The organism is Veillonella parvula (assembly GCF_032577575.1).
Lineage (GTDB): Bacteria > Bacillota > Negativicutes > Veillonellales > Veillonellaceae > Veillonella.
This window is the reverse complement of the sequence record NZ_JAWFVO010000001.1, coordinates 748,496-762,947: the sequence shown is the minus strand read 5'-3', so window position 1 is coordinate 762,947 and position 14,452 is coordinate 748,496. Positions and strand designations below refer to the sequence as shown.

The window sequence follows — 14,452 nt, the reverse complement described above, 5'->3', positions numbered from 1 at the left end:
AGGAATCTATGAAGAATGTAACAAATGCAATGCGGGCGCATATCTTAACGGCGGCCGTTCCATATATAAAACAATACACAGATCAGTACGTTGTCGTTAAATACGGTGGCAATGCCATGGTGGATGAAGAGTTAAAGAAATCTGTTATGAAGGATTTACTATTACTTCAATTAGTGGGGGTCAAAGTAGTCCTTGTTCATGGCGGTGGCCCAGCTATTAATAGTACTTTAGAGGCGATGCAAATTAAATCACATTTTGCTAATGGTCTACGAGTTACCGATGAAGCAACAATGGATGTTGTACAAATGGTGCTAGCCGGCAAGGTGAATAAAGGGCTCGTGGCGGATTTAACGGATCTTGGTGGCAAAGCTGTTGGCCTTTGTGGCGTAGATGGCAACATGATTCAAGTTCATAAACAAAACGAAGAACTTGGTTACGTAGGTTATATTGATACCATTGATACGAGTATTATCCATGACGTAATTAGCCGTGGCTATATTCCGGTTATTTCTTCTATCGGCATGGGAGCCGATGGAAAGACCTACAATATTAATGCGGATACGGTAGCCGCGAAAATTGCAGGTGCCCTCAAGGCGGAAACCATGGTGGCTATGACCAATATTGATGGTGTACTGCGAGATGTGCATGATCCAGATTCTTTAATTTCTAAAATTACGATGGCCGAGGCCGCTCAGTTAAAAGCGGATGGTGTCATTGTAGGCGGTATGATTCCAAAGGTAGATTGCTGCTTAGAAGCCATAGAAGCTGGGGCACAAAAGGTATTTATCATCAATGGTGAAATTCCACATGCCATTCTTATCGAGTTATTAACCGATGAAGGCCTTGGCACAATGTTTGTTGCTTAATATAGTAAACATAATACTGGTAATCATCTATTGGGTATCTTTTACATAGATAGACGACGGCATGACCGTACATTTGGAGGATATAATGAGTAATGCAATCGATTTTGAACAACAAGATAAAGAATATATAGCCAATACGTATGGTCGGTTCAACGTATGCTTTCAAAAAGGGAAGGGGTCCCTTTTGTGGGACGTAGATGGTAAAGAGTACATCGACCTTGGCTCTGGTATTGGCGTAACGGCTTTTGGTGTTGACGATGATGAGTGGACTGACGCTGTTACTAAGCAGTCTCATGCGTTGAATCATATTTCTAATTTATACTATTCTTTGCCACAGATTGAACTAGCGAAACAGCTCTGCGCGAAAACGGGGATGAAAAAGGTGTTTTTCTCTAACTCTGGTGCGGAGTCTAACGAATGTGCTATTAAGGCAGCTCGTAAATATAGCCATGATAAATACGGAGAAGGTCGTCATGTAGTTGTTACCTTGGTCAATAGTTTCCACGGTCGTACTATTACCACCTTGTCTGCTACAGGACAAGATGTATTCCATCAACATTTCTTCCCATTTACGGAAGGCTTTATTCACACACCAGCTAATGATATTGATGTGGCTTTGAAAGTCCTTGCTAATCCAGCTGTTTGTGCCATCATGATGGAACCTATCCAAGGTGAAGGTGGGGTTATGCCCTTAGATAAAGAGTTTGTCCAAGCGGTAACAAAATATGCGCATGAACACGATCAACTGGTACTCATCGATGAGGTACAAACTGGTAATGGTCGGACTGGCAGCTTATATGCATACCAACAATTTGGTATCGAACCAGATGTGGTATCTACTGCAAAAGGTTTGGCCGGAGGGCTACCCATGGGTGCCACCTTATTCAATGAAAAGATGCAATATGTATTAAATGCTGGTGCTCATGCTACTACTTTTGGAGGTAATCCAATCTGCGCGGCTGCAGGTAATACCATCATTAGTCGTTTAACTCCTGAATTTCTCGATTCTGTAAAAGCAAAAGGGGAATACGTAAAGGAGACCTTAACTGATAAACCTGGTGTCATTGGTGTTAGCGGTATGGGACTCATGCTTGGCATTGAAACTACGGTTGATGCTAAAACCGTTATAGAGAAATGCATTGAAAAAGGTGTTGTATGTTTATCTGCTAAAAATAAGGTACGTCTTTTACCAGCCCTTAATATTCCACAAGAGCAACTAGAAAAAGCGATTGCTATTTTAGCGGAAGTGATTGAAGAATTAGCCGTAAAATAAGAATTCGTCTAGCTTTCATAAATATCGTTTACTATAGTTATGTAACATTGAACTATGGAAATAAACCGATGATTATATAGACTTTAGTCCGTATTCGTGTTACCCTAGAAGAAATAGTCTATATTGGAGGAGTAAATATGAATACAGAATCCTTACGTAATGAAGTATTGGTTCCAGCGGTAGCAAAAACGTTGGACATTGCGGCAAAAGCAAAACCTACAAAAGAAGAACTTATCACAACGGCAAAAATCACTGCTGCTGTGACAGTTGCAACGGCTATTGTATCCTTAGCGGTACAAGCGGTATTGCGCAACCGATAAGAAACTAAGAAAACGACATGGCGTTGCCTGTCGTTTTCTTTTACTTTTACCATGTTATTCCTAGTAATGTTGGGATTTAGTGAGGAGGCGATATCATGCATAGTCGCGATTTAATAGAGCAATATAAAGGCTACGTGCAAGATTGGCGTAGATATTTTCATAAACATCCAGAGCTTAGTAATGAAGAGTTTGAAACGACGAAGACCTTGGCTAAAGAGCTAGAGTCTATGGGCGTAGAGGTTCATGTAGATACAGACCGTGGTATCGGATTAATCGGCATTATTCATGGTTCTAAGCCTGGCAAAGCCATTGCGTTACGTGCTGACATCGATGCATTGCCTGTTCATGAACATAATGCAGTAGATTATAAATCTGAAGTAGAGGGTAAAATGCATGCCTGCGGTCATGATGGACATATGGCTATTTTACTAGGTGCGGCAAAGATGCTAATGTCTATGAAAGACCGCATCGAAGGCGATGTATATTTAGCATTTCAACCTGCGGAAGAAACTGGAGCAGGGGCTCCGGATTTCATTAAGTTTGGCGATTGGTATGATAAGGTAGATGCTATCTTTGGAGGGCATGTGTGGATCGATTTGCCAGCGGGTCTTGTGTCTGTTGAGGAAGGTCCTCGTATGGCTGCAAGTAGCCAAATTACTATTAACGTAAAAGGCAAACAAGGTCATGGTGCGCAGCCACACCAAGCGGTCGATGCTATCGTGGTGGCTAGTGCCATCGTTATGAATTTGCAAACTGTGGTTTCTCGTAATGTGAGTGCCCTTGATTCCGTCGTTGTTACGATTGGCAATATTCACTCTGGCTCAGAATGGAATGTCATTCCTGGGGAAGCTTCCATGGGCGGTACGGTTCGTTTCTTTGATCCAAACCAAGAACAATACATTGTCGATACTATTCGCCGCATTGTGGAACACACTGCAGAAGCCTATGGAGCGACTGCTACATTAGAATATATAAAAAAAGTGCCTCCTACTATTAATGATCCTGAATCCAGTGAACTTGCAGAACGTGTCGTTATTGATACATTAGGTGAGGACAAGCTTTCTAAGATGCGTAAAGTAATGCCTGGAGAAGATTTTGCATGGTATTTACAAGATAAATCAGGATGCTTTGCCTTTATTGGTATTCAAAACCCTGAAGTAGAAGCTACATACGATCATCATAATAATAGATTTAATATGGATGATACCGTATTATCTGCAGCATCTGCGGTGTATACTGAATATGCAATTCAGTGGTTAAAAGAACATAACTAAAATTCTATGTAAGAGGTTCTTATGAATATAGTTATATGTCTCATTATTATTGCTATAACAGGCATATTATTGATGAAGCGCTATCAACCACAGCCTATTTTGATTGGCATGGGAATCCTCATGATGTTCATCGCTTATGAGGGAAAATGGATTGATGCCATATTAGTTGATGGTCAATCTACAGGGGTTCTTATATTTGATGCCATGGATATCGTAAGGATAACGACATCTAATAATATAGTTAATTTGGGCCTTATGATTATGACTTGTGCAGGCTATGCAAAATATATGGAATATATTGGGGCAGGAACGCGACTCGCAGATACTTTTATCCGCCCTTTATATCGCCTTAATCGACCATATATTGTGTTAGCCCTTATGTTTTTACTCAATATGGGATTAGCTATTTGTGTTCCCAATCCTTTGAGTCTTGCTCTCCTCATGATGGTCACAATGTATCCTGTTTTAGTTCGATTAGGTGTAAGTCCTGTAGGGGCGGCTGCAGTTATTGCTACGGGACACCTTATGGATGTAGGACCTGGGGCGGTGTCTACTTTATTGATTGCAAAGGTATTAAATATTCCTGTGCCAAACTATTTTGTAGGCTATCAGTTGAGGATTTATTTCTTAGTTGCTATTGTGACTGCCATAGCGCACTTCTGGTGGCAGAGATATCGAGATCGAATTGATGGCCCTATGGATGTAAATGATCTTGAAAGCATTCCTAAAGCGCCTATTGGTCCCAAGCTATATATGATATTCCCATTATTACCATTGTGTTTTATCTTAGGCTTTAGCCAGTATGGTTTTTCTGGTGTAAAGATGAATGTTACTCTTGCCATGATGCTTGCCTTTGGCATTGCTCTAATGACAGAATTAATTCGTCATCGAAATCTGAGAACTGTACTTAAGAGCACCACAGTTTTCTTTGAAGGTATGGGGAATCAGTTCTCTTATGCAGTGACTCTTATTATAGGGGGGCAAATCTTTGCGCAAGGTTTGGTTAGCCTAGGCCTTATTGATTCGTTAGTTAGTACACTTCAAACACTATCCTTAAACTCTATTGGACTTACCTCTATTCTTGGAGGGGGTATGCTAGGACTTAGTATGGTTACAGGTAGTAACGTAGCACCATTATTCACATTAGTTCCACTAGTACCTGATATTGTATCTAATCTTAGCCTTGATCCGATTACCACTATGCTTGGCATGCAAAATGGAGCTAGCCTTGGTTTGTTCTTAAGCCCAATTAGTCCAGTTATGGTTGGTGTAGCTGGTGTAGCTCATATTAAATCGGTAGATTTACTTAGACGCACGGCTGTGCCAGTTCTTGTGGCATTACTTACAAGTTGTGCGGGAATATGGGTGCTTTTTTAATTTTAATTTAAATTTACAAAACCCTCTTTACATGTTTTGTAAAGAGGGTTATTATATTCCAATATTAAATCATATGTAATTAAAATGGTTTCCTGTTAAAGTACAAGTTTTAGTGCTTTGCGGATAAAAAGGGCCTTTCTTCGCCGGACGGTTCTAGAAGCCAGAAAGGATGTAATGAACGATCAAGTTTCTATTTCAACAGCAAATATTCGTGGTGCTTTTGGGGCATTTTTTATCCCTGGTATGTACACAGCTTTATGGGCTGGTTTTGTGCCATATTTAAAAGCAAAGCTTAGTATTGGTGAAGATGTATTAGGTTCCATGATTTTGTTGCTCGGTGTAGGTTCTTGTTTATCCATGGCTATAGCAGGTAAGCTTGTAGAAAGCTTTGGGTGTAAGAGAGTCGTTTTGTTAGCTAGCTTTATTGGTATGGTATCTCTTGCCATCGTTACTATGTGTCCTACTATTGCTACAACAACAGTAGCCCTGTTCTTTTTTGGTATTGGTGTAGGCCTTAGTGGTGCTTCTGCTAATTTACAAGCTATCCTAACAGAAAAGGTGAGCAAAAAACATTTAATGGGCGCCTATCACGGTGGCTGGAGCTTAGGTGGTTTTGCTGGTGCCGGTGTTTTGCTCGTGCTTTTAAAAATCTTATCGCTGCCTGTTAATCAAAGTATTTGGGGACTTCTCATCGTACTATTTATTGCGATGGTTGTAGTTAGCCAATTTATGTTGACCTTTGGTAGTGATCCAAATGCAAAGGTTACTAAAAAATCTAAAAGCCCATTGTCCTTTCATCCAATCGCTCTTATTTTTGGTTTATTGTCCTTTGTTTCTTACTTGGTAGAAGGTGCTGTAGGGGATTGGAGTGCATTATATTTATTTGAAGATAAAGGGATTGTTATTGAAGAGGCTGTCATGGGTGTAATGCTCTTTAATGGTACTATGTGTATAGGCCGTTTGCTTGGTAATAGATTAGGTAAACACTTAACATCAAAGCAAGTTGTTGTTGGTGGCTACTTACTTGGCTCTATTGCGATGGGGCTTATCGTGTTCTTGCCAGGTCATGCATCCATGTATACTTACTTATTATTGGGTATTTCATTAGCTATGATAGTACCAAACCTATTCTCTGCAATGGGGGAACAAAATGTCATTCCTATGACACAAGCGGTCGCAACATCCACAATGCTCGGTTATATGGGTATTTTGATGGGACCTGCCTTAATTGGTTTCATTGCGCACGGTACAAGTCTTACAGTAGCATTTATCGTATTGACTATATTGCTTGTTGTAAGTGCAGGTATTGGTAAATACGCATACCATTTAATGAGTAAAGACTGTGGTCTTAGTGAAGAACAAATTTAATAGCCTATAATTAAGGAGCTACGATTTTCGTATCGTAGCTCCTTTTTCATATTTTTATATTTTATGTATTTCTCGCATTAAAAAGCCACAGGTCTAGAACCTGTGGCTTTTAGAACTATCATTATATATTGATTAGATTAGCGATCGCCATTGAAGATGGAGTTTTTAACAAGCACATAGTCTACTTTGCGGATGGCTTGTAGAGTCGTACCGCCAGCGTAAGAAATAGCGGATTGTAAATCTTGTTCCATTTCAGTTAATGTATCGAAGATAGAACCTTTGGAATCGATGAAGATTTTTTTACCTTCTACATTTTTGCGTTCCCCTTTTTGGAACTCAGAAGCGGAACCAAAGTATTCTTTTACAGCTTTGCCGTCAACAATCTTTTCTTCCCCTGGGGATTCCTCGTGACCTGCAAAGAGGGAGCCAATCATAACCATAGTAGCACCAAAGCGAATGGATTTTGCGATGTCGCCATGGTCACGAATACCGCCGTCAGCGATGATAGGTTTAGTAGCTGCTTTTGCGCACCAGCGAACAGCCGCTAATTGCCAGCCACCAGTACCAAAGCCAGTTTTCAATTTTGTGATACATACTTTACCAGGACCGATGCCTACTTTAGTCGCATCAGCACCAGCATTTTCTAGTTCACGAACTGCTTCTGGAGTGCCTACATTACCAGCGATAATGAAGGTTTCAGGTAAGTTCTTTTTTATGTATTGAATCATTTCGATGACCGCATTGGAATGACCATGTGCAATATCAATAGTGATATATTCTGGGGTTAAGTTTGCTTTCTTAAATTCATCAACTAAAGCAAATTCTTCAGCTTTTACGCCGATAGAAATAGAAGAATATAGGTTAAGGTCGTGCATGCGTTTTACAAAGTCCATACGACGTTCTGGTTGGAAACGATGCATGATATAGAAATACCCTTCACGAGCTAATTTTTCAGCCAACTCTTCGTCGATAATAGTTTGCATATTAGCAGGTACTACTGGCAAGCGGAATGTGCGTTTACCTAATTTTACATGTGTATCACATTCGCTACGACTGGAGACAATACATTTGTTAGGAATCAATTGCACGTCTTCATAATCAAAGATGTTAGTTGTATTAATCATAGTTTCTATATCTCCTTCGAGTATTACATATTGAACCTGTACCATTATACAAGAGACTCATAAAATTTTCAATACGTTCCGAATATTTTGTTTGGTATAAGGGATAAACTGTAGTACAATACAAGTAGATTGTATAAATAATATATTCATTTATAGATATATGGTAAAAGGAGGTTGATTAATGTGGAACAGTCTAAAACCCGTATGCTTGCTGAAGCTGGCGTAGCAATTGCCATTGCTCAAGTGTTGTCATTTATTACGATTTTTCATATGCCACAGGGAGGCTCTATTAAGGCGGCAGCTTTGGTACCACTCATGATTTACGCATATCGTTGGGGCGGAACACGAGGTATCTTCGTAGGTGTTGTATATGGTATATTACACTTTATTTTAGGCTTTAAATCATCTGTTCATTATTTAAGTATTGTATTAGACTACTTGGTTGCTTACGGTGCTATTGGCGTTTGTGGTTACTTTAAAGATTCTCTTTCTGGACTTATCACTGGATCCATCGTAGGTATTGTATTGCGTTGGGGGGCATCTGTTACGAGCGGTGCTGTGGTCTTTGCTAGCTATGCTCCGCAAGGGCAGAATCCTTGGGTTTATTCCATGATTTATAATGCATCCTATATGGTACCAGATGGGCTTTTAAATATTGCAGTTTTACTATTCATCTACCAAGGTGTTAAACGAGGTTTACAACGTCGTGGATAAATTAGGTTTAATTATTTTGGCTGGAGGACTCAGCACTAGAATGGGGCAACCTAAGGCTTTGTTGTCTTGGATTAATGGTGAAAGTCTTATATCTCATGCCCTTCGTAAGGGCTTAGATGCAGATGTTCAAGATATTCTTATCTCCATTGGTGATGACGAGCAATTAGGACTTGCTATACAGACTCATATTATAGATACATTATCGAACGATGAGAAAAATAAGGTTTCTATTGTTCGTGATTCTGTTGGGCGATGCGGACCTTTAGGGGGGCTGTATAGCACTCTAGCGGTTGGTACTAGTTCTGCTTATGCAGTAATGGCAGTAGATATGCCATTCATGGAAATGGATTTGTATTATGATTGGCTCTATCAAGTAGATCATAATGATTGGAATGCCATTGTCCCATATAGTGAAAGTGGTAAATCTGAGCCGATGGCCGGTATTTATAGGCCATATATTGCGTCCTTAATTCAATCTATTCTTGTTGGCGAAAATGTATCCTTGCATCATGCTCTTGACGTCATTGGGCATGTTGAGTCCATTGATGCTACTGACTATAGCTGGGAATTAAGTAATATTAATCGCTTTGAAGATTATCAATGGGCGCGAGCTTTGGCGGAAAATGAATTTCGCCGTGTACCTTTAATTAGTGTGGTCGCATCAAAACGTAAAACAGGTAAGACAACTGTTGTAACGCGTCTTGTGTCTGAGTTACAAAAAATCGGTTTATCCGTTGGTGTTGTCAAAAGCGATAAACATGGCTTTCAGATGGATCATGAGGGAACAGATACAGATCTTGCTTATAAAGCTGGGGCTGATGCGGTTGCTATTGCAGGGCCTACTGAAACAGCGATTCGCATACGTACAAAAGAACAATCAAATCTGTATGAAATATCACAGTTTATGCCCGTAGATATAGTTATACTAGAATCACGGTCTCAAGGGATTGCCCCTATTATAGAGGTTACCCAAGAGGGACATACGGAAGAGCTTATCTCGGATTCCATGGACCGAGTGGCGACGATAGAAATTGGTAAGTTAGATCAAGACGTACCTGAATTGGTACGTCACATACAGGAAATGATGAGGAGTTTAAATGGCCGTCGTTACTGTTGAGAAGGCGCTCCAATTGTGGGATGAAGCCTTACAAACGCAAGTTCATAAAGTTGAAACAATAGATGTTAAGGCTGCGAAGGGGTACGTGTTAGCAGAGGACATTATTGCACCCACAGACGTACCTGCATTCCCAAAATCTGCTATGGATGGTTATGCCATCGCCTACGAAGAAGGTCGTAATGAATATATCGTTGACGGTATCATTGGTGCTGGTGTTGTATGGGAACATCCCGTAGACGTTGGTCATGCGGTGCGTATTATGACTGGTGCACCGGTACCAGATACATGTGATACTGTCATCATGCAAGAACAAGTGGTTGGCACTGGTGAACCACAAACTACAATTACGATTCAAGGCAAATATCATTGTGGTGATCATATTATTCCACAAGGTGAGGAGTGTGTTGCCGGCACCATTGTGATCCCACGTGGTACAGAGGTAACATCTACAGTACAAACCATTTTGACGGGGCTAGGTATGACGGAGATATCTGTTAATGCCATGCCTCGTGTATTAGTTCTTACCTCTGGCCATGAGGTTATTGAACCTGGTGAAAGTTTAACACCTGGTAAAATCTACAACTCTAATCGAGCTATGATCTGTGGGCTCTTGGAGGATTTAGGTTTTCATAAGATAACACATTATCATGTAAGTGATGCTCCGGAGGAGTTAGACTCTGAAATCAACCATGTGTTGAAGCTTAGTGAAGAAGCAGATGTTATTATCAGTTCTGGTGGTGTGTCGGTAGGCCTTTTCGATACGATGCCTCTTATTTATGAAAAACTAGGAGCAAAATCTATCTATGCCCGTATTCAAATGCGACCGGGTGCAGCATCTTATGGTGCGGTTACCCCAAAAGGTCAGATTATCTTTGGTTTGTCCGGTAATCCAGGGGCTGCCTTTAATGGGTGGCATTTAATCGTAGCACCAACCTTGAAACGCTATAAAGGTTTGGCAAACTGGACTACACCAGTGGTGGCCTGTGTTATGGATTCGGAAATTTTTAAACGCAATGCTTTTGATCGCTATGTACAAGGTAAAGTAATCTTCGGTGGTGGCGCGCCACGCTTTGTGGCTAATCGTCACTTTAACAGTAGTAGCATGTTAGGCTTATATACGGTTAATGCTTTGGCGTGTATTCCGAGAGGCGTACATGAGGTACGGCCTGGCGATACTTTTGATGTGTATCTATTAGGACTGCTACCTGCGATTTAAATTATATGAGATTAATATTTATAGACGTTTAATATTTCAAAATTTAGGATGTTACATATCTGTAATATTTAGTGATAATAATAAGACGAGGTCTCTCTAGAGGTCTCGTCTATTTGTTATATATTCTATGAGTAAGACTTTCACAAAAAATATCCCAGTCAACGAAATTTTACATCTAGGCGATTGTTTAGAGTATAAAGAAGGGCAAGTGATTAGTATTACTATAGCCCAAAATGAACGCCTCAGTATTACCTTATTTGCGTTACCAAAGGGCGAAGAAATCTCAACGCATGTAACTGTAGGCGATGCGATTGTGCAAATCCTCGATGGAGAGGTACATATCGTCGTCGGTGATGTGGAATACAATGTGAAAGCTGGTGAAACATTGATCATGCCTTCTGAAGTCCCTCATAGCCTCGATGCCCGAGAAAACTTCAAGATGCTGTTGACCGTCGTTAAATAAATATATCATAATGAATGCATCCCTTGGATTAATAAGGGGTGTATTTTTATATTCCGTTAGAAAAATATATAATTTAGATAGTTATATTTGTAAAAAAGAGTACAATAAAATTATGGAGAGGCGTTAACATATTTAATAGATTTTATTTTAGAGGTCTAGAAAAGGAAGTCCTGCTGGAGGTTTACGATGAGCACGAAAGTAGATCCAAAAGCAGTGCTCGCGGCTATCGTAATTGCTAGTTCCTTGGCATATGCGACACCAATTGGTATGCCTGCCAATACTATGGTTTACAATATAGCTGGCTATAGCTTTTTGAATTATGTGAAAGCTAGTGTACCACTTATTGTTGTATCTAGTATTGTGGTATTGGTATTATTGCCAATTCTGTGCCCCTTTTAATATATAAGGTATTATCTAGCGTTGTAGATATATGAAAAATATTCATTATAAAAAATTATATGATTTACATCACTGAGTTATATCTATATACTATAGGTGTATGACTACCATGAAAGGAAAGTTCTCATGGATTATAGTGTTGCTGTTACATTGGGATTCCTCGTATTTGCAATCGTCATGTTTGCATTGGAGAAGATTCCATTGTCTATTACGGCTATGATTGTAGCCGTTGGTTTGCATCTTTCTGGTGTATTAACCGCAACGGAAGCTTTCAAAGGCTTCGTTGACTCTAATGTTATTTTATTCATTGCTATGTTTATTATCAGTGCTGCTTTCTTTGAAACAGGTGTTGCTGTTGATGTAGGTGATGTTGTTAATAAATTTGCTAAAAACGAAACAATCCTTATTATCGCTATCATGATGCTTACAGGTATTATGTCTGGTCTCTTGTCCAACACAGGTACGGCAGCCGTTATGATTCCTGTTGTCATCGGTATTTGTAAAAAGGGTGGTTTCAACCAAACTAAATTCCTAATGCCAATCGCATTTGCAGCCGCTATGGGTGGTAATATTTCTATGATTGGTTCCCCTGGTAATATGATTGCAAACTCTAATTTACAAGAGGCTGGTCTTGGTTCCTTTAGTTTCTTCGCTTATGGTGAAGTAGGTTTACCTATACTTATCATCGGCACTCTATTCTATGCATTCATTGGCAAACGTTTCGTGCCAGAGGTTCCAACTCGTGAGCCTGATGCAAACTATCAAAAAAATGCTGACTTTGATCATGTTCCAATGTGGAAAAAATGGACAGCAGGTTTGGTGCTTGTATTGACTATTGCGGCTATGATTTTTGAAAAACAAATCGGTGTATCTTTGGCTGTTAGCGCTTGGGTAGGTGCTCTTGTTATCGTAGCAACTGGGGTTATTACTGAAACAGAGGCTGTTAAGTCTATCGATATGAAGACAATTCTGTTGTTTGTAGGTTCCTTGGCTCTTGGTACAGCAATGGTAAAATCCGGCGCAGGTGCATTTATTGCAAACCTTATCGTTGATGGTTTGGGTGAGACACCTAACCCATTGGTCTTGTTAGCAGTGCTTTTCTTCTTGTCTATATTCATGACAAACTTTGTGTCCAATACAGCGGACGTTGCATTGTTGGCACCTATCGGCTTGTCCTTGGCATCTCAATTAGGCTTTGACCCAAAAGCGATTCTCGTAGCTATCGTTATTTCCAGTTCTCTTGCATATGCTACACCAATGGGCACGCCTCCAAATGCTATGGTGTATAACGTGGCGGGTTACAGCTTTAAGGATTATGTAAAAGCTGGCGTACCATTGATTATTGTATCTGCCATCGTTTCTTTTGTATTATTGCCAATTTTATTCCCATTTAACCCGTAATTTTATATAGGTGAGTCATACTAAACCGTCACCGTTGGTGGCGGTTTTTTCTATGAGTAAGACTTTCACAAAAAATATCCCAGTCAACGAAATTTTACATCTAGGCGATTGTTTAGAGTATAAAGAAGGGCAAGTGATTAGTATTACGATTGCCCAAAATGAACGCCTCAGTATTACCTTATTTGCGTTACCAAAGGGCGAAGAAATCTCAACGCATATAACTGTAGGCGATGCGATTGTGCAAATCCTCGATGGAGAGGCACATATCGTCGTCGGTGATGTGGAACACAATGTGAAAGCTGGTGAAACATTGATCATGCCTTCTGAAGTCCCTCATAGCCTCGATGCCCAAGAAAACTTCAAGATGCTGTTGACCGTTGTTAAATAAATATATCATAATAAATGCATCCCTTAGATTATAAGGGGTGCATTTTTAATGCGTTGAGAGAGGTCGAATGTATGAATGTCGTTGAACAGTATAATTTAACTTTACAAATAGAAGTTCTAAAAGAACAAAGCGCGGAAACATTAGCGCGTCTCTGTAACTTAGTTGAGGAGAGTGACACTAGTGACTGTGTAGAGCTATTAAAAGCGTATTCTCATATTGTAAATACAGAGTTATATTTAGCCACGTCTATACATGAGTTAGACGTTCTAAAATCAGATATGGTAGACCTTGAAAGCAATATTAAAGAGTCATTAGCACAAGCTTCTCATGACATTAGTGATGTTAAAGCTGTTAAAGAGACTAGTGATGTACAAGCTATTGAATCCTATAGCTCTGAAGACTTTGATAAGGCCTTAGAACGTACCATTGATTTCTTAACGTTTAATAAAAATATATCTAGTACACCTCGTGCTGTTATTTTAGGTGGTCAAAGTGGAGCCGGGAAAACCACAATTCATCGTGTGAAAATGCTAGAGTCAAAAGGTAATTATATTATCATTGATGGCGATACATACCGTGCTCAACACCCGTATTTTAGAGAGTTACAAGAAAAATATGGTGTTGATAGTGTAGATTACACAAAAATGTTTGCAGGTAAGATGGTAGAGGCTGTAATTGATAAATTAAGCTCTTTAAAATACAATTTAATTATTGAAGGCACATTACGTTCCGCCGCAGTACCAATTAATACAGCTACATTATTAAAATCTAAAGGCTATACCGTCGATTTTTGTTTGATTGCTACTAAGCCAGAGTTATCTTATTTGACGACGCAATTGCGCTATTTAGAAATGATGATTGTGGATCCTTTACAAGCGAGAGCCACTCCTAAAGATCATCATGATGGAATTGTAAAATCCTTGGTCGCTAATATTACTGAACTAGAACAGAGTGGAGTCTTTGAAACTATTCAAGTGTATAAACGTGATTTAGAACAAGTATATAATTCAAAATTATGTACTGAATCTGTTGGAACTGTTGTAGACCAAATTTTATTTGGTCCTTGGACTCAAGATGAATCGGCCTTGTTAGAAGAGAGTAAATCACAGGAACAGGAGTTAAGAGCGAAATTACCTTAGGGAGTAAAAGTGT

Annotated in this window: 14 protein-coding genes and 1 pseudogene; 14 read left to right on the top strand and 1 reads right to left on the bottom strand. The window is 39.6% G+C overall.

Translation table 11 applies throughout. The features are described 5' to 3' along the window. Positions 1-8 precede the first annotated feature (8 nt). The 6 genes from argB (at position 9) to E7K77_RS03550 (ending at position 6,478) form a co-directional block, all read left to right on the top strand. Positions 9-866, top strand: coding sequence for an acetylglutamate kinase (gene argB, locus E7K77_RS03575; RefSeq protein WP_004698655.1), 858 nt, complete (start codon positions 9-11; stop codon positions 864-866). An 85-nt stretch (positions 867-951) separates the two neighbouring features. Continuing rightward, the gene (locus E7K77_RS03570) at positions 952-2,139 is read left to right on the top strand and encodes an aspartate aminotransferase family protein (protein WP_278606783.1); all 1,188 of its coding nucleotides are present in this window, start codon (positions 952-954) and stop codon (positions 2,137-2,139) included. A 137-nt stretch (positions 2,140-2,276) separates the two neighbouring features. Beyond that, complete coding sequence (locus tag E7K77_RS03565) at positions 2,277-2,459, top strand: hypothetical protein (RefSeq protein WP_042977898.1); 183 nt, start codon at positions 2,277-2,279, stop codon at positions 2,457-2,459. Between the two features lie 95 nt (positions 2,460-2,554). Next, positions 2,555-3,733, top strand: a complete 1,179-nt coding sequence (locus E7K77_RS03560) for a M20 metallopeptidase family protein (protein ID WP_278468251.1) — start codon at positions 2,555-2,557, stop codon at positions 3,731-3,733. 21 nt (positions 3,734-3,754) lie between these two features. After that, on the top strand, positions 3,755-5,110 hold the full coding sequence (gene dcuC, locus E7K77_RS03555) for a C4-dicarboxylate transporter DcuC (RefSeq protein WP_195394628.1): 1,356 nt from the start codon (positions 3,755-3,757) through the stop codon (positions 5,108-5,110). Positions 5,111-5,284: 174 nt separating this feature from the next. Then, entirely contained in the window at positions 5,285-6,478 is a 1,194-nt protein-coding gene (locus E7K77_RS03550; protein ID WP_195394629.1) for an MFS transporter, read from the top strand. Between the two features lie 137 nt (positions 6,479-6,615). On the opposite strand, the gene E7K77_RS03545 is transcribed toward E7K77_RS03550, so the two are convergent. Continuing rightward, positions 6,616-7,602 carry a GMP reductase gene (locus E7K77_RS03545; protein WP_004696596.1) on the bottom strand — a complete coding sequence of 329 codons (987 nt, stop codon included), beginning with the start codon at positions 7,600-7,602 and terminating at the stop codon, positions 6,616-6,618. 183 nt (positions 7,603-7,785) lie between these two features. On the opposite strand from E7K77_RS03545, the gene thiT reads away from it, so the two are divergent. The 8 genes and pseudogenes from thiT to E7K77_RS03505 all read left to right on the top strand — a co-directional run bounded on the left by thiT (position 7,786) and on the right by E7K77_RS03505 (position 14,439). Then, a complete protein-coding gene (gene thiT, locus E7K77_RS03540; RefSeq protein WP_105086691.1) occupies positions 7,786-8,316 on the top strand; it encodes an energy-coupled thiamine transporter ThiT in 531 nt (176 codons plus the stop codon). After that, entirely contained in the window at positions 8,309-9,433 is a 1,125-nt protein-coding gene (mobB, locus tag E7K77_RS03535; protein ID WP_195394630.1) for a molybdopterin-guanine dinucleotide biosynthesis protein B, read from the top strand. The genes thiT and mobB overlap by 8 nt, the downstream gene beginning before the upstream one ends. Next, positions 9,414-10,649, top strand: coding sequence for a molybdopterin molybdotransferase MoeA (locus E7K77_RS03530; protein ID WP_195394631.1), 1,236 nt, complete (start codon positions 9,414-9,416; stop codon positions 10,647-10,649). Before mobB ends, E7K77_RS03530 begins: the two co-directional genes overlap by 20 nt. Positions 10,650-10,857: 208 nt before the next feature. Then, a complete protein-coding gene (locus tag E7K77_RS03525) occupies positions 10,858-11,112 on the top strand; it encodes a cupin domain-containing protein (protein ID WP_443084074.1) in 255 nt (84 codons plus the stop codon). A gap of 201 nt (positions 11,113-11,313) precedes the next feature. Next, positions 11,314-11,511, top strand: a pseudogene (locus tag E7K77_RS03520) (hypothetical protein); the annotation flags it as partial. 126 nt (positions 11,512-11,637) lie between these two features. Beyond that, positions 11,638-12,912 carry an SLC13 family permease gene (locus tag E7K77_RS03515; protein WP_004698525.1) on the top strand — a complete coding sequence of 425 codons (1,275 nt, stop codon included), beginning with the start codon at positions 11,638-11,640 and terminating at the stop codon, positions 12,910-12,912. A 52-nt stretch (positions 12,913-12,964) separates the two neighbouring features. Beyond that, positions 12,965-13,300: a cupin domain-containing protein gene (locus tag E7K77_RS03510; RefSeq protein ID WP_004698659.1), complete on the top strand. Its 336-nt coding sequence runs from the start codon at positions 12,965-12,967 to the stop codon at positions 13,298-13,300. A gap of 71 nt (positions 13,301-13,371) precedes the next feature. Beyond that, positions 13,372-14,439, top strand: a complete 1,068-nt coding sequence (locus E7K77_RS03505; RefSeq protein ID WP_004698578.1) for a zeta toxin family protein — start codon at positions 13,372-13,374, stop codon at positions 14,437-14,439. Positions 14,440-14,452 lie beyond the last annotated feature (13 nt).